The sequence below is a fragment of the Roseateles sp. YR242 genome (assembly GCF_900109745.1).
In the GTDB taxonomy this organism is placed as follows: Bacteria; Pseudomonadota; Gammaproteobacteria; order Burkholderiales; family Burkholderiaceae_C; genus Roseateles.
Genome location: NZ_FOAV01000015.1, coordinates 1 through 20,937, shown reverse-complemented (window position 1 = coordinate 20,937; position 20,937 = coordinate 1). Strand labels below are relative to the sequence as shown.

Here is a 20,937-nt window from a genome sequence, read left to right as displayed (position 1 = left end):
GTGGGGCTCCGCGGCTCAGGCAGCGGCACCGGCGGACACCGCCGCCGCAATGGCATCGATCAACGGCTTCAGGGCCTCGCGCTTGAGCTTGAGTGCGGCCTGGTTCACCACCAGACGGGAAGAGATGTCCATGATGCGCTCCACCTCGATCAGCCGATTCGCCTTGAGTGTGCTGCCGGTGGAGACCAGATCCACGATGGCGTCCGCCAGCCCGGTCAGCGGGGCCAGCTCCATGGAGCCATAGAGTTTGATCAGGTCGACGTGCACGCCTTTGTCGGCGAAATGCTGGCTCGCAATGCTGGTGTACTTGGTGGCCACGCGCAGGCGTGAGCCCTGCTGCACCACACCGGCGTAATCGAAGTCGTCCCGCACGGCCACGCTCATGCGGCAGGTGGCGATCTGCAGATCCAGCGGCTGGTACAGCCCGGCGCCACCATGCTCAATGAGCACGTCACGCCCGGCCACGCCGATGTCCGCGCCACCGTACTGCACGTAGGTGGGGACATCGGTGGCCCGCACCAGCACCACGCGCACATCGGCATGGTTGGTCGGGAGGATGAGCTTGCGGGAACTCTCCGGGTCTTCCAGTACCCGGATGCCGGCGCTCGCCAGCAGCGGCAGGGTCTCTTCGAAGATGCGGCCCTTGGAAAGCGCCAGGGTGATCATGCGGTGTCCTCGTTGAACGTTCAGTTCAGCGGGACGGCAGCGGGATCACCGGACGGCGCCACACCGCCACCCGCTGTTCGGCAGGGTGGCTGTCAGGAATGGTGATGCAGGACGGTGCCCTGCTGGGCCCATTCTGCGGGAGTCAGGGTCTTCATCGACAGCGCGTGGATCTGCTCGCGCATGCGGTCGCCCAAGGCCTGGTACACGCGCTGATGGCGGCGCACCCGGCTGAGGCCCTCGAATTCGGCCGACACGATGGTGGCAAAGAAATGGCGCCCATCGCCTTCCACCTGCAGTTCGGTGCAGGGAAGGCCCTGGGCGATGTAGCTTTGCACTTCGTGGGGGGTCGGGTCAGCCATGGACGTGAGTTTACTTCACCCGCGAATCTTGTAGCCCCGGCGCAGCAGCTCCAGGGCGGTGCCGGCCACCACGCAGAAGCTCAGGCCGACCACCGCCAGGCTGGTCCAGGGCGAGACGTCGCTCACGCCGAAGAAGCCGTGCCGGAAGCCGTCGATCATGTAGAAGAATGGGTTCAGGTGGCTCACGCCCTGCCAGAAGGGCGGCAGCGAATGCACCGAATAGAACACGCCCGACAGGAAGGTCATGGGCATGATGATGAAGTTCTGGAAGGCCGCCATCTGGTCGAACTTCTCCGCCCACAACCCGGCGATCAACCCCAGGGAGCCCAGCATGCCGGCGCCCAGCACCGCAAACACCAGGATCCAGCCCGGCTGGGCCAACCCGGGCGGCGCGAACCAGCAGGTCACCGCAAACACGCCCACCCCCACCATCAGGCCGCGCACCACGGAGGCGCCCGCATAGGCCAGATACCAGGCCCAGTGCGACAGCGGGGTCACCAGCAGGAACACCAGGTTGCCGGTGATCTTGCTCTGGATCAGCGAGGAGGAGCTGTTGGCAAAGGCATTCTGCAGCACGCTCATCATCACCAGCCCGGGAATCAGGAAGCTGGTGTAGCCCACCGTTCCGTAGACCTTGACATGGTCTTCCAGCACATGGCCGAAGATCAGCAGGTACAGGACCGCCGTCAGCACAGGCGCGCCCACGGTCTGGAAGCCGACCTTCCAGAAGCGCAGCACTTCCTTGTAGAAAAGGGTGCGGGCACCCGCGAGTTGGATGCCACCAAAAGTGCCGCCGCTCATGCGTGCGCTCCTTGCATGATTTCGAGGAACACGTCCTCCAGGTCGGCTCGGCCGATCTCCAGGTCTTCCACCGGGCAGGCGGCCTCGCGCAGCGTGGCGAGGATGCGTTCCACCTCGGCCGCGTCATGCGCCTTGATCTGCACAATGCGGCCGGTGATGCGGGATTGGTCTCGCAACGAGGCGGGCAAGGCGGCATCCGTCTTGAACTGCAGCATGGTGGAGGCACGGCCGGCCAGCAGCTCGGTGGTGCGGTCCAGCGCCACCACGCGGCCCTGCTTCAACATGGCGATGCGGTGGCACAGGGCCTCCGCCTCTTCCAGGTAGTGCGTGGTCAGCAGCACGGTGTGGCCCTCCCGGTTCAGGCGGGCGATGAACTGCCACAGGGTCTGGCGCAGTTCCACGTCGACACCGGCGGTCGGCTCGTCCAACACGATGACCGGCGGCCGGTGCACCAGCGCCTGGGCCACCAGCACCCGGCGCTTCATGCCGCCGGACAGCTGGCGCATGTTGAAGTGGGCCTTGTCCGCCAGGCCAAGGTTGAGCAGCAGCTCATCCACCCAGTCGTCGTTGTTGCGCACACCGAAGTAGCCACTCTGGATGCGCAGCGTCTCGCGAACGCTGAAGAACGGGTCGAAGACCAACTCCTGCGGCACGATGCCCAGCCGCTTGCGGGCTTCGGCGTAGTCGTTCACCACATCGTGCCCCAGCACCGACACCGAACCCCCACTGGCGCGGGAGAGGCCGGCCAGGATGCTGATCAGGCTGGTCTTGCCGGCGCCGTTGGGGCCGAGCAGGCCAAAGAATTCACCGGGCTGGATATCAAAGCTGACCTGGTCCAGGGCCTTGACCTGGCCGGCGCGGTAGGTCTTGCTGACCGAATGGAAGCGGAGGGCGGGCGGGCCGCCGGCCGACGGCGCCAGGGGCGCCGGCGTGGGAGGGGAGCTTACGAGCATGGGCGGCGATTGTAGGCAGGCCCTCAAGAACGCGCTGATTTGGGGAATTGGGCCACGAAGATGGGGCCTCTACGCGTCAGACGGGTCAGCTTGATGACAGAATCGCCGCAAATCTGCATCTCATCCCATGGCCACCAAGAAGCCGCGCCGCACCGCCGAACGCATCCTTGAAGTCACGCTCGACCTGTTCAATCGCTTTGGCGAGCCGAACGTGTCGACCACGCTGATTTCCGCCGAGCTTGGGATTTCGCCTGGCAACCTCTACTACCACTACCCTGCCAAGGACGAGCTGATCAACGCCCTGTTCGGCCGCTATGAGCGGTCGCTCTCGGAGCTGCTGACGGCCACGGAGAATGTGCGCAATGTGGAAGACGCCTGGCTGTTCTTCCACATGCTGTTCGAACTGATCTGGCAGCACCGCTTCCTGTACCGCGACCTCAACGATCTGCTGTCCAAGAACCGCAAGCTGGAAACCCATTTCCAGAATGTGCTGACGCAGAAGAACCAGGCCATGGTCAGCATCCTGAGCGGGCTCAAGCAAGGCGGCGCGCTGACCATGCAGGTGCGCGAGGCCGTGCCGACTGCCAATGCGATGGTGGTGCTGCTGAGTTACTGGCTCAGCTATGAATATGTGCGGGACCCGCGCAACGCGCTGGAACCCGAGCGCGCGGGTGAAGCGCTGATGCGCGGCGCCTTCCATGTGTTGGGATTGTTGCTGCCCTATCTGGAGCCCGCCTCCCGCGAGCATCTGTTCCAACTGGCAGGGCAATACGACCAGGCCGAAGGCGTCCGGGAACCTCTGCATAACTCCCGCGAGCCGAGGTGACGCCGCTTCGGTGCGGTGGAGTGAGGCAGCGCTTTACTAGCAGCAAGTGACGGGCAGCGGCTCGGAACAAACCCTGAACATGTGCGCGACCTGACCCCCGAGTCATGGTTGGCAGAGGCAAAGTCAAGCCTATAAGCTAGGGGAATCTCTGCATAACTCCTCGCGGGAGTTATGCAGAGGTTCCCTTGGGGATGTTGTCACTGATTTCTTCCTGGAGCATTCGCATGAAGCGCACGCTGAGCACCGCCGCTGTTGTCGTTCTGGCCCTGTCGTCCTCGCTGGCATCGCTGGCTCAAGCGGCCACGCCGGAGTCCACCGAAGCCAAGGCCCTGCGCGCCGAATGCGCCGCCAAGAACGACGTGAAGTTCGACGCGCCCGCCGCCGGCAACGAATATCGCTTCGTCTACACCAAGGGCCAGTACCGTGGTGAGGCGCAGGAAGGCAAGACCCTGGCCTGCAGCGCCTCGCAATACACCCAGTTCCTGGCCAGCGCCGACCCGGTTCGGGTGATGGACGCCTATCCGACAGCCGCCGGCCGTGCGAAGGTGGGTGCCAAGGCCGCCAGCAAGTAAGCCGGGCCGCTGCCCGCTGGACGACGCCGCCTCCGGGCGGCGTCTGCGTTTGTGGGTGCGGGATGCCGCGACGCGTGGCGTTCAGCTTTCCCGGAAGAACTTCAGCGGCGCCAGGTCCGGGAACGCGGTGGGGCGCTTGGCCTGCGCGGCTGCAAAGGCCTCCATCAGATTGCCGTTCTGCCAGATGGCGGCCTGCAGCCAGCCCATCTGCTGCAGGCTGTCCTTCACGCCATGGTCGCGCGCGTAGTGAATTGCCTGTTTGCTGCCCCACACCGCCACGGGCGGCTTCTGCGCGATCTCGCCAGCACACTGCAGCGCCGCCGCCACACATGCCTCATGGGTCTCGAAGACCTCATTGACCAGCCCCGCCGACAGCGCGCGTGAGGCGGGCAAGCGCCGCCCGGTGTAAGCCAGCTCCTTGACCAGGCCCAGGGGCATCAGCTTGGGCAGGCGTTGCAGCGTGCCCAGGTCAGCCGTCATGCCGATGTTGATTTCCTGGATGCAGAAAAAGGCGTCGGCGCTGGCCAGACGGATGTCGCAGGCGGCGACCATGTCCACCGCCCCCCCGATGCAGCCGCCATGGATCGCGGCGATGGTGGGCACACGAAGTTCATCCAGCTGGTTGAACGCCTTTTGCATGTCGGCCAGTTGATCCACGATACCGGCACGGCCTTCGGCGCTGCGGTCGTCGAGCTGGATGGCGCCGTTCTTGAAGGTGTCCAGCGCCATGCCGGCGCTGAAGTGTTTGCCTGTGGAAGAAATCACCACGGCCCGCACGGTGGCGCTGCGATGCAGCTGGCTGAGCAGATCCTCCAGCTCCCGCCACATCTGCGGCGACATGGTGTTCATCTCCGCCGGCCGGTTGAGAACCAGGTGGGCCACGCCCGCGTCTTCGTTCAGGGTGAAGCATTCCATGCGCGTCTCCGTTGGCTTTGTTCTGATGCCTCGGGATGCTAGCGGGTTGCGCGGCCGCGACAGCTGCTGAAAACCCAGTTACGCTGCGCCATCGCAGCCTTCACGACGGGAGCCCGGAAAATGAAGCGAGTCACTGGCATCGGCGGCATCTTCTTCGCCGCCAAGGACCCGGCCACCTTGGGAGCCTGGTACCAGACCCATCTGGGCATCGACGTTCAATCCTGGGGTGGCACGGCCTTCACCTGGGCCGATGCAGCCGGCCAACCCATCAACGGCTCCACCATCTGGTCCATTGGCACCGCCGGCGGCGACAGCTTCCCTGCTGGCAAACCCGGCTTCACCATCAACTACCGCGTGGAAGACCTGACCGCCCTGCTGGAGGCCCTGCGCGCCGAGGGCTGCAAGGTCCTGGACAAAACGGACGATTCCGAGTTCGGCAAGTTCGGCTGGGTGATCGATCCGGAAGGCAACACGGTGGAACTGTGGCAACCCCCTGCAGGCCAATAAGCCAATAAGCTAATCAGCCACTGGTCCGATCGATCAAACGGCCGTCCGGAACGATCCCCGGGGCCACAAGACAAAAACCCCGCCACTCCCTGCCTTGCGAGCAGGGAGCGCGGGGAAACACGGAGTCGGTCAGACTCGTTTGCAGGCGCCCCGCCACGAGGGGGAAGCGGAGCGCTGGTGCAGGGTCAGGCCTGGGGTATCAGGCCCGGGTCATCAGGCCTTGAAGAAGGCCAGCAGATCCGGATTGATCAGTTCCGGGTGCGTGGAGCACATGCCGTGCGGCAGACCCGGGTACACCTTCAGCTGAGCGCCCTTGACCAGCTTGGCCGACAACAGCGCCGAGTCCGCCACCGGGACGATCTGGTCGTCGTCGCCGTGCAGGATCAGCGTGGGCACGTCGATCTTCTTCAGGTCTTCGGTGAAGTCGGTTTCGGAGAAGGCCTTCACGCCTTCATAGTGGGCCACGATGGAACCCGCCATGCCTTGCAGCCACCAGTGTTCGCGGATGCCTTCCGAGACCTTGGCGTTCGGACGGTTGTAGCCGTAGAACGGGATCGTCAGGTCCTTGTAGAACTGCGAACGGTTGTTGGCCACGCCGGCACGGATGCCGTCAAACACGTCCATCGGCAGGCCACCGGGGTTGGCGGCGGTTTTCAGCATGATGGGGGGCACGGCGCCGATCAGCACGGCCTTGGCCACGCGCTTGCTGCCATGGCGGGCAATGTAGTGCGCCACTTCGCCACCACCGGTGGAGTGGCCCACGTGGATGGCGCGCTTCAGGTCCAGATGTTCGGTCACGGCGGCCAGGTCATCGGCGTAGTGATCCATGTCGTGGCCGGTGGCCACCTGGCTGGAACGGCCGTGGCCGCGGCGGTCGTGGGCGATGACGCGGAAGCCCTTCTGGAGGAAGTACAGCATCTGCGTGTCCCAGTCGTCCGAGCTCAGCGGCCAGCCGTGGGAGAACACCACGGGCTGGGCCGACTTGTCGCCCCAGTCCTTGTAGAAGATCTGGACGCCGTCCTTGGTGGTGACGAAGCTGCTGCTCATGGGTGGAACTCCTTGCGGATGATGGGGTTGGGTCTTGGAAGTGCTGGAAGCCGCCTGGGCAGCGCCCGGCAACGCCAGGGACGCCGCCAGACCAGCGCCGCTTAACAGAAGGTCGCGACGCGAAAATTCCGCAGCGCTCAACGGGGAAGGTGTGGACACCTGAGGCTCCTTTTGATGCCAATGGATCCGGCGGTACAGGCCGCCGGACTTCGGGAGGCATGAACAGGATTATTCGAAGCCGGTCGCGCCAGCGCTTCCCGCGCTCGCCAGTGAGCGCCCTACTCCTTACGGGTCATGGGCACCCCCCTCTTCGCCGCTCAGGGGTGCACGTGGAAAACGCGGTGACGGCCAATGAGGGGCCCCCGTCAAGGCCCGTCAATGCCCATCACGCGCAGTGACTGCCCGTCAGATCCCGGTGGCTGACGGTCGAATCAGGACGCCGCTTCCCAGGGCAACATCAGTGCCAGGGTCAGCAACTGCTGGAACTCCGGCACAAAGGCGTCGATGATGGCCTGAGGATCGGGGCACAGCCCCGCGTCGGTCAGCAGCCCGAACTGCACGTGTCCCGCATAGGTCAGCAAGCTGACGCCCACGCCCACATCGCCCGACTGCGGCACCCAGAACATCACCCGCTCCACCATGGCTCCGCAGAAGCGCAAGGGTTGCGCCGGCCCCGGCACATTGGTCATGACCGCCGTGGCCTTGCGCTGGAAATCGTTCAGCAGGGCTTGCTGCTCGGGCTTGAGCAGGCCCGCGGCCGCCATCAGGCCAAAGGCGAGCACGGGCTGCAGGCTGGACTTGAGCTCGTTCATGCGGGTGTGCACCGCATAGAGCCGCTGGACCGGATTGCTGATGCCGATGGGCAACACCAGGGGCACCACACCGAAGCGGTTGCCGAGTTGCCAGGCCTCCTCCATCGGCCGCAGGTTCACCGGCACCATGGCGCGAATCTCCTGGCCCTGCGTGTCGTCACCATGGCCACGCAGGTAGGCACCGATGGCGCCCGCCACGCAACTCATCAGCACGTCGTTGACCGAGACCCCGAGGGACTTGCCCACGGCCTTCACGGCGTCCAGCGGGACACCCTGGCCCCAGGCCACTCGCTTGGCCACACCGGGGCGGCCCTTGAGCCGGGTGGGCGCATCGTCACCGCTGAAGGCCAGGGCGGCGATGTCGCTGGCCATCCGGGCACTCAGGAATTCGGCGGCGTCGGCGGACGGGGTGGTTGCGGGAGCGCGGGCCGGCCGGGCGCGGCCGGCGGGCTGCTCCGCCTGTTTTTGCATCGCCCGGACGGTCCAGTCGTTGATCGGCTTGAGGAAGGCTTCGGCCCAGGCATCGGTGTCGGCCGCGGCATCGGTCTGCGCATCCGCGTCGCCGGCCCTGCGGCCGGTGGGTCGGGCAGGCATCGGGCCGCCATCGGTGATGGAAAGGATCACGGCGACGAGGGCCATGCCATCCGCAATGCAATGATGCACCCGCGCCAGCAGGGCGCTGCCGCCGTCGTGCGCCTCGACCAGGTGCAGTTGCCACAGCGGATGCGCCGGCGCGAGCGGCTGGGCCGCGAGGGCGGCCACGCGCTGCTGCAGGGCGGCATCGGGAGGCTGGCCACGCTTGCGCGGCAAGGTCTCGGGCACCACATGCCGGGCCAGATCGAAGTTCTCGTCCTCGACCCAGCGGGGCCCCTGGGCATCATCCACCACACGCTGGCGGAAGCGGTCATGGCGCAGCAACCGCTCCGCCACGCGCTCACGCAGGGCCTCCAGCGTGATGGCGGGGCGCAGCAGCCACACGCCCAGGATGGCCATGCGGCTGGACGGCGTGTCCAGCCGCAGCCAGGCGGCGTCCATGGCGGTCATGCGCTCGGAATCCCGACTTTTCTTCATGAACTGAACTAGAGTGGGCGCCCCAGGCAAACTGCAGCGGCGGGCTGGTTAACATTCGGCACGAGAGCCCCATTGTCCTCAATGGGGACCCGGTCAACATTCTGGGAGACACCATGAGCCTCAAGGAACAATTCGACGCCGCTGTCGCGGACTCCAAGCAACTGCCGGAGCGTCCGGACAACATGACGCTGTTGAAGCTGTATGCGCTGTTCAAGCAGGCCAGCACGGGCGACGTGGAGGGTGAACGCCCCGGTTTCACGGATATGGTGAACCGCGCAAAATTCGATGCGTGGAAGGGCCTGGAGGGCACGAGCCAGGAAGAAGCGATGCAACAGTACATCGATCTGGTTGAAGGCCTGAAATAATTCAACCCCATGGCTGACATTCAGGTCCATCGCACCCACGCCTTCGGGCTGACCCGCGCACGCGCGATTGCGCTGTCGTGGGCGGAAGAGCTGGAAGAGCGCTACGGGATGGAATGCACCATCCATGAAGGGGACGATAGCGATACCGTCACGTTCGTGCGGGATGGGGTGAATGGCAGCCTGGAAGTGACCGGCAGCAGTTTCGAGCTGCAGGCCAAGCTGGGCTTCCTGCTGAGCGCGTTTCGCAAGCAGATCGAGACCGAGGTGGGACGGGTGCTGGATGCGCTGCTGGCCAAGGCGTCCGGGGCGGCGGCCAAGGTGCAGGTGACCAAGGTGAAGTCTGGCGGCAAAGTGGCCGGGAAGACTGACAGTCCGGCGGTGGAGAAACCGCGGCGCAGGCGCTGACCTGCGGCGGGGGCTGCTGGTGTTGAGGGAGGTTGTGGGTGCGGTGGGGCTGGAGTAAGGGTCTTCGTGGCCCGCGCTAGGGCTGGAGTGAGGGCCTTCGTGGCCCACGCTGGGGCTTGAGTGACAGTCTTCGTGGCCCGCGCTGGGAAGCGGCGGGGCGGGGCCTGTTTGCTCCATGTCCCTCCTGTCCGGCTCCGCCGGCCATTCCTTCCTTGATTTACGCAAACAGGCCCCGCCCCGCCACTTCCCGACACCGCTTACTGCACAGTCAAATGCCTCACTGCAGTGATCTCAGCGTTGGCGTTGGTGGCCGTGGGTAACCTGGCTTCCATAGCTATGGCCATATCCATAGCCAATCCATATTCGTCATCAAGACAGGTTTTTAGAATGTTCCGAGTTGCGCTCGCCGCTCATCCTTGGGCAATTTTGCGAGACGCTTCACCTCGGAATAGAACCGGTCCCAATCCCGGCCCTGCCGGTCATAGAGCCGGATGAAGTCCGGCACCAGGTCGGTGTAGCTGCCCTGAATGGCCAGCGCCGGTGTGTTGAGGGTGGAGAACCATCGGTCAAACCGGTCGTCTCCATTCCACTGCTCACGCTTGAGCGCCTCATAGTCGCGCCGCAGGTGCGCAAACACTTCGGCCTTGCCCGCACGCTTTTCATCGTCGCTGGCCGTGCTCTGGAAAACCTCACGCAATTGATCGCGGCTGCCGCGCAGCAAGCCCTGCACCTGGTCCTGGCGCTGACGGGACACTTCGTCCGCCTTGAGCGCCTCCGGCCGCCCAGCCAACCATTGCGCCACACCGATCTGCTCCACCGCCGTGGCAAAGCTTTCGTTGAAGGTGGTGTCATCGGCGGCATAAGCCACCTGATGGGCCAACTCATGGAAGATCATCCGCGCCAGCTGACCTTCCGGATACTGGATGAAGGTGTTGAGCAAAGGGTCGCCCCCGAACCAGTTGCTCCAGCCCAGCGAGGAATAAGCCGGCACGCCATAGACATAGGCCTCCAGTCCCTCCGCCTTCAGTGCCGCCGCCAAGGCCACCGCGTCATCACGCTTGAAGTAGCCCCGATAACCCGCACAACCCATGATGGGATAGCACCAGGTCGTGAGCTGCAAGCTCAGCGGCGGCGTGGCCACGACGTTCCAGACCGCCGCCCCACGGTGCAGATCGGCATAACGCCGGTAACTGTCGTTGTCCGGCAGATGGAGCTGCGCAGAGGCAAAGTCCCGCAAAGCCTTGGAGAGCTCCAGCTGGCGCTTGAGCGTCGCATCCAGATCCGGCTGCGCCAGCCAGTCATCCACCGGCTTGGCCGACCGAACCAGCGACAGATGCCCCGACAGGGACTGACCGTAATAGCCCAGTTGCGCACAACCACCCAGTGCCCAGCCCAGCAGCAGCAGGGGCACCCACAGCCACAGGCGCATGAAGCCATCCCGGGCCACAGCCCTCGACGCAGTCAGTCCAGTCACGCGGCGGACACCTCCACCAGGCAGTCGTAGAAGCACGGCGCCCGGCCCATGTCGGTCAGTTGCTGATGAGTCACTTCATTCACATTGCGTCCGTCCAGGCCCAGCTTGCGCCACCAGATGCCCAGGCCATGAACCACACCCGGCCGGGCGCGAACACTGACCGCCAACCGGCAACGGTAGCTGCCCCGGTCGTTGAAGACACGCACCGTCTGGCCATCAGCAAGCCCGCGAGCCTGGGCATCTTCGGTGTTCATCTCCAGCAACTGCTCCCCTTCGATGTCACGCAAGCTGGTGACGTTGACGAAGGAGCTGTTGAGAAAGTTGCGCGCCGGCGGCGAAATCATCGCCAGTGGGTAACGCGCGGCCAGGTCCGGCGTGCTGCGCCGGCTTTCGTAGTTGGGCACGTAGTCCGCCCCGCTGGCGTTGACCTTGCCAGTGGCCGAAGGGAAGCCGCCTTCCGCAAACGGCGCGTCCGCCAACGGCAGCTTGAACCAGCCGCGCTCCCGCAACTGGTCCACGTCCACCGCCGGGCCAAAGGCCTGGCGCAGCAAGGTGTTGTCGTCCTCACGGAAGGCCGGGTCGTCAAAACCCATGGCGCAGGCCAGGTCACGGAAGATCTGGGTGTTGGACCGGGCCTCGCCCAACGGGGCCACGGCCGGTTCGTTGATCAGCACATCGGTGTGGCCGTAGCTGGTGTGGATGTCCAGGTGCTCCAGCTGGGTAGTGGCCGGCAGAACGTAGTCGGCCAGGTCGGCCGTGTCCGTCATGAAGTGCTCCAGCACTACCGTCAGCAGGTCCGGACGCTGGAACCCGGCCACCACCTTGGGCGATTCCGGCGCCACTGCCACCGGGTTGCTGTTGTAGACGATCAAGGCCTCGATCTGCGGACCAAAGTCCGGCGAGCCCGGATGGAGCAGATCGTCACCAATGGTGCTCATGTTGATGGTGCGGGAAGGCCGGCCCGCACGCAGGTCCGGCCGCTCCAGGCGCGGATTGCGGAAAGGCGCGAACCAGCCGGAACTGGAGAGCAGCAGCCCACCAGCACGGTGGCGCCAGGCGCCCGTCAGGCAGGGCAGCAGCGCAATCAGGCGCACCGCATTGCCGCCGCCACGTACCCGTTGCATGCCGTAATTCAGCCGAATCGCCGCCGGCGCCGTGGTGGCGTACTCACGCGCCAGTCCGCGCACCTCGTCGGCCGTGAGGCCACATTCCTCGGCCGTGCGCTCCGGCGTCCAGGCCTGGCTCCGGCTGCGCAACTCGTCCCAGCCCTCCACATGGCGGGCAATGTAGTCAAGGTCCAGCCAGTCGTGCGCGATCAGTTCGTGGATGAGCCCCAGGGCCAAAGCACCGTCCGTGCCCGGCAACAGGGCCACATGCTGGTGGCACTTGTCCGCCGTCTCGGTCTTGCGCGGGTCGATGCAGATCAACCGCGCCCCCTGGCGCTTGGCCTGGTTGGCAAAGGTCCAGAAGTGCAGGTTGGAGGCAATCGAGTTGCTGCCCCAGATCAGGATCAGCCGCGATTCGGCGAAGAAAGGCAGGTGCATGCCCACCTTGTGGCCATAGGTGGCCGCCAGGCCGGCCCCACCGGCGGAGGCACAGATGGTCCGGTCCAGGCACGAGGCCCCGAGCTGGTTGAAGAAGCGGCCCGCCATGGCCTCCCCCTGCAACTGGCCCATGGTGCCGGCGTAGCTGTAGGGCAGGATGGCCTGCGGGTCCCGCGCCGCAATGGCCCGCAGGCGCCCGCCGATCTCGCTCAGGGCCTGTTCCCAGGTGATGCGCTCGAATCGGGGCGCGTCGTGCTTGGCGCTGACCCGCTTCAGGGGGTGTAGCACCCGGTCCGGATGGTAGGTACGCTCCGGGTAGCGCGAGACTTTGGTACACAGCGCGCCATGGGTGCTCGGATGGTCCGCCTGCCCCTGAACCTTGGTCACCCGGCCGTCCTGCACCGTCACCCGCAGGGCACAGGTGTCCGGACAGTCATGCGGGCAAGCCCCCTTGACGATACGAATGTCCGGTGAGGATTCAGTGGCTGGCAGTGGTGCGAGCTGTGGCGTGAGGTTCACGGGAGACCCTGGAAGTACGGCGGACATGCGCGAACTATTGCACAGCCGCCACGCGCTTTCGTTTTCTTACCGAACTTGCCCTTCACAAGCAGCTAAGCTCGTGCCAATTAAGGCCTTTTTTGTCAGTCTGTTTTCCGGACAATGGCGTCGACCGCAAAAGTCGACCTGTCGCCCGGTCTGTTGTCCCGCCTGACAGTCCGCTACAGCCATATATCCGGGAGTCCCACTTGCATCGCCGTCACGTTCTAGCCTCCATCAGCGCCCTGGGTGCGCTGGCCACCGTCCCGTTCAGCACCGGCGTGGCCGCCCAGGATCGTCGCCGTCTGGTCCTGGGCCAGTCGGCACCGCTGACCGGCCCGGCAGCCCAGCTGGGCCTGCAGATGCAGGCCGGCGCCAAGCTGTTCTTTGACGCGCAAAACGCTGCTGGCGGCATCAACGGCACCACCATCGAGCTGCGCTCGCTGGACGACGGCTATGAGCCGGACCGCTGCAAGGCCAACACCGAGAAGCTGATCGCCGACGACGTGTTTGCGTTGTTCGGCTACGTGGGCACCCCCACCTCGCTGGCCGCGCTGCCGCTGGTCAACCAGAGCAAGATTCCGTTCTTCGCCCCGCTGACGGGTGCCGAATCCCTGCGCGACCCGGCCAGCCCCTGGGTGTTCCACATCCGTGCCTCGTACTACGACGAGACCGCACTGATCGTGAAGCAGCTGACCCATCTGGGCCTGATGCGCATCTCCGTCTTCCACCAGAACGATGCCTACGGCAAGGCTGGCCTGGACGGCGTCACACGCGCCATGAAGCCGCTGGCCATCCAGCCGCAAGCCATCTCCACGGTCGAACGTAACAGCGTGGACGTGGCCAAGGCCGTGAAGGACCTGGTCCAGACCGGCACACCGCCCGAAGCCATCGTCATGATCGGCGCCTACAAGAGCTGCGCCGCCTTCATCCGTGCCGCCCGCAAGGCCGGCTACGGCGGTGTGTTCTACAACGTGTCCTTCGTCGGCACGCAGGCCCTGCTGGACGAGCTGGGCCCGGAAGCCATGGGCGTGGTGGTCAGCCAGGTCATGCCCTACCCGTTCGGCGCCGGCATCGGCGTGGTGGGTGAATACCAGGCCGCTGCCACCAAGGCGGGCCAGAAGTTCAACTACACCGCCATGGAAGGCTACATCGCCGCCAAGGTGATCAGTGAAGCCATTCGCCGCATGGCCCGCCCGACGCGTGAAGGCCTGGTGGCCGCGCTGGAGAGCATGGCGGCCTACAACGCCGGCGGCTTCAACGTCGGCTTCCGCCCCAACAAGCATGTGGGCTCGGGCTTCGTTGAACTCTCCATGCTGACCAGCGACGGCCGCGTCAAGCGTTGATTCCTTGAGCACCGGTTGCGCGGGGACGCGCAACCAACCGGCGGCTCCAGCCGATAAGGCGGACCAGCCCGGCACGGATCGGGTCGGCCCCGCGCCAGCGCGGGCCAGCCTCACCCGATCCGTCAGACTGCCGCGGGGCGATCCCGCCACCCGGGTACACTTCAGCGCATCAGCGGCTGCCGCTCACCAACGGTAGGCGTGCGGCCTCGCTACTGGAGTGCCCGTTTATGAAGCTGATCGAACCGATCCTGGCCGACGCCCCGGCCATCGCCGCCCTGCGGCGAGACCTGCATGCGCATCCGGAACTGTGCTTCCATGAGGACCGCACCTCCGACCTGATCGCCAAGACGCTGACCGAGTGGGGCATTCCGGTGCACCGCGGCCTGGGCAAGACCGGGGTGGTCGGCATTCTCAAGGGCCGCGACGGCCCGCGCACGCTGGGCCTGCGAGCCGATATCGACGCACTGCCCATCACCGAACACAACACCTTCGCCCATGCCAGCAAGCATCCGGGCAAGATGCACGCGTGCGGCCATGACGGCCATACGGCCATGCTGCTGTCTGCCGCCAAGCACCTGGCCCAGCACCGCGATTTCGAAGGCACGGTCTACCTGGTGTTCCAGCCCGCCGAGGAAGGTGGCGGTGGCGCCCGGGAGATGATCAAGGACGGCCTGTTCGACAAATTCCCGATGGAGGCCATGTTTGGCGTCCACAACTGGCCCGGCATGGCCGCCGGCCAGTTCGCGCTCAAGACCGGCCCCGTTTTTGCCTCCAGCAGCGAGTTCAAGATCACCATCAAGGGCAAGGGTGCCCATGGCGCCATGCCCCACCTGGGCAACGACCCGGTGATCGTGGCCTCTCACCTGGTGCAGGCGTTCCAGACCATCATCACCCGCAACAAGCGTCCGATCGACGCCGGGGTGATCTCGGTCACCATGATCCATGCCGGTGAAGCCACCAACGTGATCCCCGAAAGCTGCGAGATGCAGGGCACGGTGCGCACCTTCACACTGGAAACGCTGGACCTGATCGAACAACGCATGCGGACCATCACCGAAGCCACCGGTGCCGCCTTCGAACTGAGCTGCGAGTTCTCGTTCCACCGCAACTATCCGCCCACCATCAACCACGCCGCCGAGACCGACTTCGCCCGCAGCGTGGTCACCGAGATGGTGGGGGCCGCCAACGTGCAGGAGTTCGAGCCCACCATGGGCGCCGAAGACTTCAGCTATTACCTGCAGAACGTGCCAGGCTGCTACTTCCTGATCGGCAACGGCGACGGCGCCCACCGCGAAGGCGGCCATGGCCTGGGCCCCTGCATGCTGCACAACCCCAGCTACGACTTCAACGACGAATTGATCCCGCTGGGCGGTTCGATGTGGGTCCGCCTGGTGGACGCCTGGTTCAAGCAAGCACGATGACCGACGCCCAGGAAACCACCGTCCGTGACGACACCCACCGCTGGGTGCAGCGGGCCGTCATCGGCCTGAACCTGTGCCCGTTTGCCAAGAGCGTGGAGGTGAACCAGCGCCTGCGCATCGTGGTGAGCGCGGCCGACACGCCGGAAGCGCTGCTCCAGGATCTGGCCCGCGAGCTGCTGGCCCTGCGCCGTGCCGACCCCGAGGAAACCGAAACCACCCTGCTGGTCCACCCCGGCGTGCTGAACGACTTCCTGGACTTCAACGACTTCCTCGGTGCCGCCGACGCGCTGGTGGAAGACCTGGAACTGGACGGCGTGCTGCAGGTGGCGAGCTTCCACCCGGACTACCAGTTCGAAGGCACCGAACCCGACGACGTCGACAACTTCAGCAACCGCTCGCCCTACCCCACCCTGCACCTGCTGCGGGAGGAAAGCATCGAGCGTGCGATGGACACGATGGCGGACACGGATGCGATCTACGAAGCCAATATCGACACCCTGCGCCGCATCGGCCTGAAGGGCTGGGCGGCATTGGACGTGGGGCCGCACGCTCCCGGTTCGACACCGCAGAACGACTGAGAAGCCCCGGGGGCACCAGCGTGTCCACCATGTCCTGAGCGTCGGCCGGCGAGTTGTCAGGTGCTTCGGCCTGTCACAACGGGCATTAACAACGGGCATTAATCCAAGTCAAGCGGGTTTCGCTTACTTCTGTTAACTTGCGCGCCCACGACGAATAAGGAGCGGGTTTTGAGCGATTGGTTGCAGCGATGGAAGGCCTTGGATCCGGCACGCCTGGCGGGTATGCGCCGCGGTGTCGAGAAGGAGAGCCTGCGTGCGCTGCCCGGACAGGCCAGCCTGGCGCTGACCCCGCATCCGATCGCCCTGGGCGCCGCGCTGACCCATGAAACGGTCACCACCGACTTCAGCGAATCCCAGCTGGAACTGATCACCGGGGTGCACCCCACCGCGCAGGCCTGCGTGGACCAGCTCACCGAGATCCACCAGGCGGTCTACCGCAGCCTGGGCGAGGAGCTGATGTGGTCCTCCAGCATGCCCTGTCTGCTGCCGGCGGATGAGACCATTCCCATCGGGCGTTATGGCGCATCCAACATCGGCCGGGCCAAGAGCGTCTACCGCATGGGGCTGGGCCACCGTTATGGCCGGCGCATGCAGACCATCTCCGGCATCCACTACAACTGGTCGCTGCCGGGCTTGGGCAATGAAGATTACTTCGGCCTCATCCGCAACTTCCGCCGCCACTCCTTCCTGCTGCTGACGCTGTTTGGCGCCTCGCCCGCGCTGTGCGGCAGCTTCGTGGCGGGCCGTGAGCATGGTCTTCAGCCCATGGGCCGTTCCGGCGAAGGCTGCGCGGAGGGTGCGCTGCACCTGCCCCATGCCACCTCCCTGCGCATGGGCCGCCTGGGTTACCAGAGCGACGCGCAATCCACCCTCTCGGTCAGCTACAACAGCCTGGAAGGTTATGCCGGCTCGCTGCAGGAGGCGTTGACCCGCCCCTATCCGGCCTATGAGCAGATTGGCATCGTCAACCCGGGTGGTGAGTACAACCAGCTCTCCACAACGCTGCTGCAGATCGAAAACGAGTTCTACGGCACCATTCGCCCCAAGCGCACCATCCGCTCGGGCGAGCGCCCGCTGCATGCCCTGCGCGAGCGCGGTGTGGAGTATGTGGAAGTGCGCTGCATGGATCTGGATCCGTTCGAGCCGGTCGGTATTTCCGCCAGCACGATGCGTTTCCTGGACATCTTCCTGCTGCATTGCTGGCTCACCGACAGCGCTGACGACACGCCCGATGAGCTGGCCGCGCTGGCGCGCAACCAGCAGCGTACCGCCTCATCCGGCCGCGAGCCCGGACTGCGCCTGGAGCGGGGCGACAGCACCGTGACCTTGTGGGACTGGGGCCGAGAGCTGCTGGAGGCCTTCGGGCCCATCGCCGCAAGGCTGGATGCCGAACTGGGCGGCACGTTGTACGCCGAAGCCCTCGCGCAAGCCCGCCAGCGCTGGAGCGCGCCGGAGCAACTGCCATCGGCTCGGGTGCTGGCGTCGATGCGGGCGCACTACGCGTCTTCCCATCTCCAGTTCATTGCCGCGCAGTCCGAATGGGCGCGCCAATTGGTGCTGGCCCAGCCGGCACCGGAGGGGCTGATGGAGCGCTTCGAGGCGTCGGTCCGCAAGTCGCTGGACACGCAGGCTGCCATCGAAGCGGCGGACACGCTGGACTTTGAGAGCTTCCGGCAGCAATACCTGGACCCGTCGCACCTGCGGTGAATCGCCGGGGGGCCAGCCCCCCGAGCGTTCAGAGGATGGAGCTGCGCAGTTGATCCTGACGCTGCTGCAGTTCCAGCCGCAGCTTCTTGCGTTCCTTGGCCGCCTCGAAGCGGCGTTTTTCATCGGGCGTGGCGGGCTGCAATGGTGGCACGGCCACCGGGCGACCCTCGTCGTCCACGGCCACCATGGTGAAAAAGCAGCTGTTGGCGTGCCGCACGGCCTGCTCGCGGATGTTCTCCGTCACCACCTTGATGCCGATCTCCATCGACGACGTGCCGGTGTAGTTCACCGACGCCAGGAAGCTCACCAGCTCCCCGACATGGATAGGCTGGCGGAACATCACCTGATCCACCGACAGCGTCACCACGTAGCGGGCCGCATAGCGGCTGGCGCAGGCGTAGGCGGCCTGGTCCAACAGCTTCAGGATGGTGCCGCCGTGGACATTGCCCGAGAAATTGGCCATGTCGGGCGTCATCAGCACCGTCATCGTGAGCTGGTGGGAAGGCATATCCATAAAGACTCCTGGCGGAAAGGCTAAGTCGAGAGAGCGGTCAGGCATGGCCACGGGTAGCGGTCGCGGCGTGGGGGCCACGGGGTGGCGGTCGCGAGCGAGGCCGGCCATGCAAGGCGGCCGCCATCCTGCCAGAGTTCCTCACCAACTTCCGGACGATACGTGTTCGTCCCGCTCAAACACAGGTGCTTGCACAGGTGATGGTTGGGGGGGGAAGGCGGTGCTTCGGGCGCATGGCATCACAGCAGGCCCTCTTCGGAACCTCCCTTGCCTCTCTCCAACGGTGCTTGCCGCTATCCGACAGCTCGGTTAGGGTGGGTGCAGGAGGTTTTGATGGCTCAGTCCAATCACCTGGATAACCGGCGCGACCAGATGTTCCCCACCTTGACCATGGCAGACATGGCACGGGTGGCTCGTTTTGGGCAGTTGCGGCGTTACTCGGCCGGCGAATGGGTGGTCCGCACCGGCGAGGCCGGCATGGGCATGTTGCTGGTGCTGACCGGCGAAGTCGCCATCACCCAGCGAGACAGCCTGGGTCACCGCACGCCCATCGTCATCCACGGCCCTGGCCAGTTCATGGGGGAGGTGGGGCAGCTCAGCGGGCGGCCGGCACTGGTGGATGCGCAGGCGCAAAGTGAAGTGGAAGCGGTGGAGGTGTCGCCGCCCCAATTGAGGGCATTGCTGATTGCCGAGGCGGACCTGGGCGAGCGCCTCACGCGGGCCTTCATCCTGCGGCGGGTCGGTCTCATCGAGACGGGCGCCAGCGGTGCCACGCTCATTGGGCATCCGGGCGCGGGGCCGGTGCTTCGGCTGCGCAACTTCCTGGGCCGCAACGGCTTTCCGTACCAGTTGCTGGACCCGAACGAGAGTGAGGACGCCCGCACGGTTGCCGCGCAATACATGCAGGACGGTACGGAGCTGGTGGTGCTCTGTCCGGATGGTGCGGTGCTGGTCAACCCGACGGACGACGAAGTGGCCCGCTGCTTTGGCATGGTCGATTCCCGCGAGCGGCCCGACCTTTTCGACGTGGTGATCATTGGTGCCGGTCCGGGCGGTCTCTCGGCGGCGGTGTATGCGGCGTCTGAAGGCCTGTCTGTCCTGGTGGTGGACTGCAGGGCCTACGGTGGGCAGGCGGGCGCCAGCTCCCGCATCGAGAACTACCTCGGCTTTCCTACCGGCATCTCCGGGCAGGCCCTGGCGGGCCGTGCCTTTGTCCAGGCCCAGAAATTCGGGGCGGACATGCTCATCCCGGCCAAGGTCACCCGCATGAGCTGCCAGCGCGATGGGGACCAGCGCGAGTTGCGGCTGTCGCTGGAGGATGGCCGCACCATCCGCACCCGGACGGCGGTCATTGCCACGGGCGCGCGTTACCGCCGCCCGGCCATTGACGACCTGCCCCGCTTCGAGGGGCGCGGCATCTTCTACTGGGCCTCGCCCATCGAAGCGCGTGTCTGCCAGCGGCAGACGGTGGTGTTGGTGGGGGGCGGCAACTCGGCGGGCCAAGCAGCGGTCTATCTGGCCAACCACGCCTCGAAGGTCATCATTCTGGTGCGTGGTCCCGGGTTGGCGGAGACCATGTCCCGCTACCTGATTGACCGCATCAAGAGCACCTCCAACATCGAGCTCATTCCTCACCAGGAAATCTGCCGGCTTGAAGGGGGCAGCACCCTGGAGGCGGTCACCTGGCGCGACCGCCGCAGTGGTCAGGAACGCCGCCTGGCCACCCAGCACCTTTTCCTCTTCATTGGTGCCGAACCCGAGACGGACTGTGTGGTGGATTGCGGGCTGGAGCTGGACAAGTCCGGCTTCATCATCACCGGCCGCGCCTGCGAATGTTCGCTAACCACTTATGAACCCACCTTGCTGGAATCCAGCGTCCCAGGCGTATTTGCGGTGGGTGACGTACGAGCGGGATCCGTCAAGCGTGTGGGGGGTGCGATTGGCGAGGGCGCCCAGGTGGTGGCGAGCATTCACCAGTACCTTGCGCGGGAGACGCAGGCGGTGTGACCCCTGCACGTTGCAGCCAGCGCACTGCCCTGTCAGTTCGTTACCGGCCTGGGCTGAGACGATTCGATCGTTGCAATGCAGGGCGCGCTGCAATCCGCGGCGCCCCCGTTGATCGTCCTGCCACGTTGCAGGCGTGGTTCCGGGATGGTCATCGGTGCGGAAAGTGACGGTCCGGGGGGTATTTGCGGAAGTCAAGACACCGTTCTAAGCGTCAAGTCTCTTCGATCGAGATTTGGTGGGGGTTGAAGGGCTGCTTGGACTTGAGCACGCCGTAGACGATGGCCAGCAGCTTGTGCATGCAGGCCTCGACGATCAGCTTACCGGGTTTGTTCTGAGCCTTTAGACGCTGCCAGAACCTCGCAATCAACGGGTTGTGCTTCCCTGCCACCATGGCTGGGAAGTACAGGCAATGTTTGAGGGCGCTGTGCCCTTGCGGGCTGGTGCCTCGCCGCTTGTCGAGCGAGACACCCGATTGCCGGACCATGGGTGACAGGCGGGCATAGGCGGTCAGCG

21 protein-coding genes are annotated in these 20,937 nt (G+C 65.5%); 10 read left to right on the top strand and 11 right to left on the bottom strand.

Features of this window, described 5'->3' with window-relative positions:
- Positions 1–15 precede the first annotated feature (15 nt).
- From hisG to BMY53_RS21485, 4 genes are all read right to left on the bottom strand, one after another.
- Entirely contained in the window at positions 16–666 is a 651-nt protein-coding gene (hisG, locus tag BMY53_RS21500) for an ATP phosphoribosyltransferase (protein ID WP_092948547.1), read from the bottom strand.
- Positions 667–758: 92 nt separating this feature from the next.
- A complete protein-coding gene (locus BMY53_RS21495; protein ID WP_092948546.1) occupies positions 759–1,025 on the bottom strand; it encodes a BolA family protein in 267 nt (88 codons plus the stop codon).
- A 15-nt stretch (positions 1,026–1,040) separates the two neighbouring features.
- Positions 1,041–1,826 (bottom strand): ABC transporter permease, encoded by a 786-nt coding sequence (locus BMY53_RS21490; protein ID WP_092948545.1) that lies wholly within the window; start codon positions 1,824–1,826, stop codon positions 1,041–1,043.
- Entirely contained in the window at positions 1,823–2,779 is a 957-nt protein-coding gene (locus BMY53_RS21485; RefSeq protein WP_092948544.1) for an ABC transporter ATP-binding protein, read from the bottom strand. Before BMY53_RS21485 ends, BMY53_RS21490 begins: the two co-directional genes overlap by 4 nt.
- 127 nt (positions 2,780–2,906) lie before the next feature.
- Here BMY53_RS21485 and BMY53_RS21480 point away from each other — a divergent pair, with 127 nt between their 5' ends.
- Positions 2,907–3,605, top strand: coding sequence for a TetR/AcrR family transcriptional regulator (locus BMY53_RS21480; protein ID WP_092948543.1), 699 nt, complete (start codon positions 2,907–2,909; stop codon positions 3,603–3,605).
- A 224-nt stretch (positions 3,606–3,829) separates the two neighbouring features.
- Positions 3,830–4,177, top strand: coding sequence for a hypothetical protein (locus BMY53_RS21475; protein ID WP_092948542.1), 348 nt, complete (start codon positions 3,830–3,832; stop codon positions 4,175–4,177).
- A gap of 81 nt (positions 4,178–4,258) precedes the next feature.
- Here BMY53_RS21475 and BMY53_RS21470 read toward each other — a convergent pair whose 3' ends face one another.
- Positions 4,259–5,092 carry an enoyl-CoA hydratase-related protein gene (locus BMY53_RS21470; protein WP_092948541.1) on the bottom strand — a complete coding sequence of 278 codons (834 nt, stop codon included), beginning with the start codon at positions 5,090–5,092 and terminating at the stop codon, positions 4,259–4,261.
- A gap of 120 nt (positions 5,093–5,212) precedes the next feature.
- Between BMY53_RS21470 and BMY53_RS21465 the strand changes: the two genes are divergently transcribed.
- On the top strand, positions 5,213–5,599 hold the full coding sequence (locus tag BMY53_RS21465; protein ID WP_092948540.1) for a VOC family protein: 387 nt from the start codon (positions 5,213–5,215) through the stop codon (positions 5,597–5,599).
- 213 nt (positions 5,600–5,812) lie between these two features.
- On the opposite strand, the gene BMY53_RS21460 is transcribed toward BMY53_RS21465, so the two are convergent.
- Together BMY53_RS21460 and BMY53_RS21455 are read right to left on the bottom strand one after the other, a co-directional pair.
- Positions 5,813–6,646, bottom strand: a complete 834-nt coding sequence (locus tag BMY53_RS21460) for an alpha/beta fold hydrolase (protein WP_255370318.1) — start codon at positions 6,644–6,646, stop codon at positions 5,813–5,815.
- Between the two features lie 431 nt (positions 6,647–7,077).
- Positions 7,078–8,502, bottom strand: coding sequence for a wax ester/triacylglycerol synthase family O-acyltransferase (locus BMY53_RS21455; RefSeq protein ID WP_092948538.1), 1,425 nt, complete (start codon positions 8,500–8,502; stop codon positions 7,078–7,080).
- Between the two features lie 140 nt (positions 8,503–8,642).
- Here BMY53_RS21455 and BMY53_RS21450 point away from each other — a divergent pair, with 140 nt between their 5' ends.
- Positions 8,643–8,894, top strand: a complete 252-nt coding sequence (locus BMY53_RS21450) for an acyl-CoA-binding protein (protein ID WP_092948537.1) — start codon at positions 8,643–8,645, stop codon at positions 8,892–8,894.
- A gap of 9 nt (positions 8,895–8,903) precedes the next feature.
- Complete coding sequence (locus BMY53_RS21445; RefSeq protein ID WP_092948536.1) at positions 8,904–9,299, top strand: polyhydroxyalkanoic acid system family protein; 396 nt, start codon at positions 8,904–8,906, stop codon at positions 9,297–9,299.
- Between the two features lie 382 nt (positions 9,300–9,681).
- Here BMY53_RS21445 and BMY53_RS21440 read toward each other — a convergent pair whose 3' ends face one another.
- A complete protein-coding gene (locus tag BMY53_RS21440) occupies positions 9,682–10,773 on the bottom strand; it encodes an aminopeptidase (protein WP_255370317.1) in 1,092 nt (363 codons plus the stop codon).
- Positions 10,770–12,863 carry a molybdopterin-containing oxidoreductase family protein gene (locus BMY53_RS21435; RefSeq protein WP_092948535.1) on the bottom strand — a complete coding sequence of 698 codons (2,094 nt, stop codon included), beginning with the start codon at positions 12,861–12,863 and terminating at the stop codon, positions 10,770–10,772. Before BMY53_RS21435 ends, BMY53_RS21440 begins: the two co-directional genes overlap by 4 nt.
- Before the next feature lie 200 nt (positions 12,864–13,063).
- Here BMY53_RS21435 and BMY53_RS21430 point away from each other — a divergent pair, with 200 nt between their 5' ends.
- The 4 genes from BMY53_RS21430 to gshA all read left to right on the top strand — a co-directional run bounded on the left by BMY53_RS21430 (position 13,064) and on the right by gshA (position 17,906).
- Positions 13,064–14,200, top strand: coding sequence for an ABC transporter substrate-binding protein (locus BMY53_RS21430; protein WP_092948534.1), 1,137 nt, complete (start codon positions 13,064–13,066; stop codon positions 14,198–14,200).
- 227 nt (positions 14,201–14,427) lie between these two features.
- Entirely contained in the window at positions 14,428–15,621 is a 1,194-nt protein-coding gene (locus BMY53_RS21425) for a M20 aminoacylase family protein (protein WP_092948533.1), read from the top strand.
- The gene (locus BMY53_RS21420) at positions 15,618–16,199 is read left to right on the top strand and encodes a DUF1415 domain-containing protein (RefSeq protein WP_092948532.1); all 582 of its coding nucleotides are present in this window, start codon (positions 15,618–15,620) and stop codon (positions 16,197–16,199) included. The genes BMY53_RS21425 and BMY53_RS21420 overlap by 4 nt, the downstream gene beginning before the upstream one ends.
- Before the next feature lie 168 nt (positions 16,200–16,367).
- Complete coding sequence (gene gshA, locus BMY53_RS21415) at positions 16,368–17,906, top strand: glutamate--cysteine ligase (protein ID WP_092948531.1); 1,539 nt, start codon at positions 16,368–16,370, stop codon at positions 17,904–17,906.
- 28 nt (positions 17,907–17,934) lie between these two features.
- Here the strand turns inward: gshA and BMY53_RS21410 are convergent, their stop codons facing one another.
- Positions 17,935–18,420: an acyl-CoA thioesterase gene (locus BMY53_RS21410; protein ID WP_092948530.1), complete on the bottom strand. Its 486-nt coding sequence runs from the start codon at positions 18,418–18,420 to the stop codon at positions 17,935–17,937.
- Between the two features lie 330 nt (positions 18,421–18,750).
- Here BMY53_RS21410 and BMY53_RS21405 point away from each other — a divergent pair, with 330 nt between their 5' ends.
- Positions 18,751–20,424 carry an FAD-dependent oxidoreductase gene (locus BMY53_RS21405; protein ID WP_092948529.1) on the top strand — a complete coding sequence of 558 codons (1,674 nt, stop codon included), beginning with the start codon at positions 18,751–18,753 and terminating at the stop codon, positions 20,422–20,424.
- Positions 20,425–20,635: 211 nt separating this feature from the next.
- Here the strand turns inward: BMY53_RS21405 and BMY53_RS21400 are convergent.
- Positions 20,636–20,937: transposase (locus tag BMY53_RS21400; RefSeq protein ID WP_143074177.1), on the bottom strand; the 302-nt coding region annotated here is incomplete at its 5' end.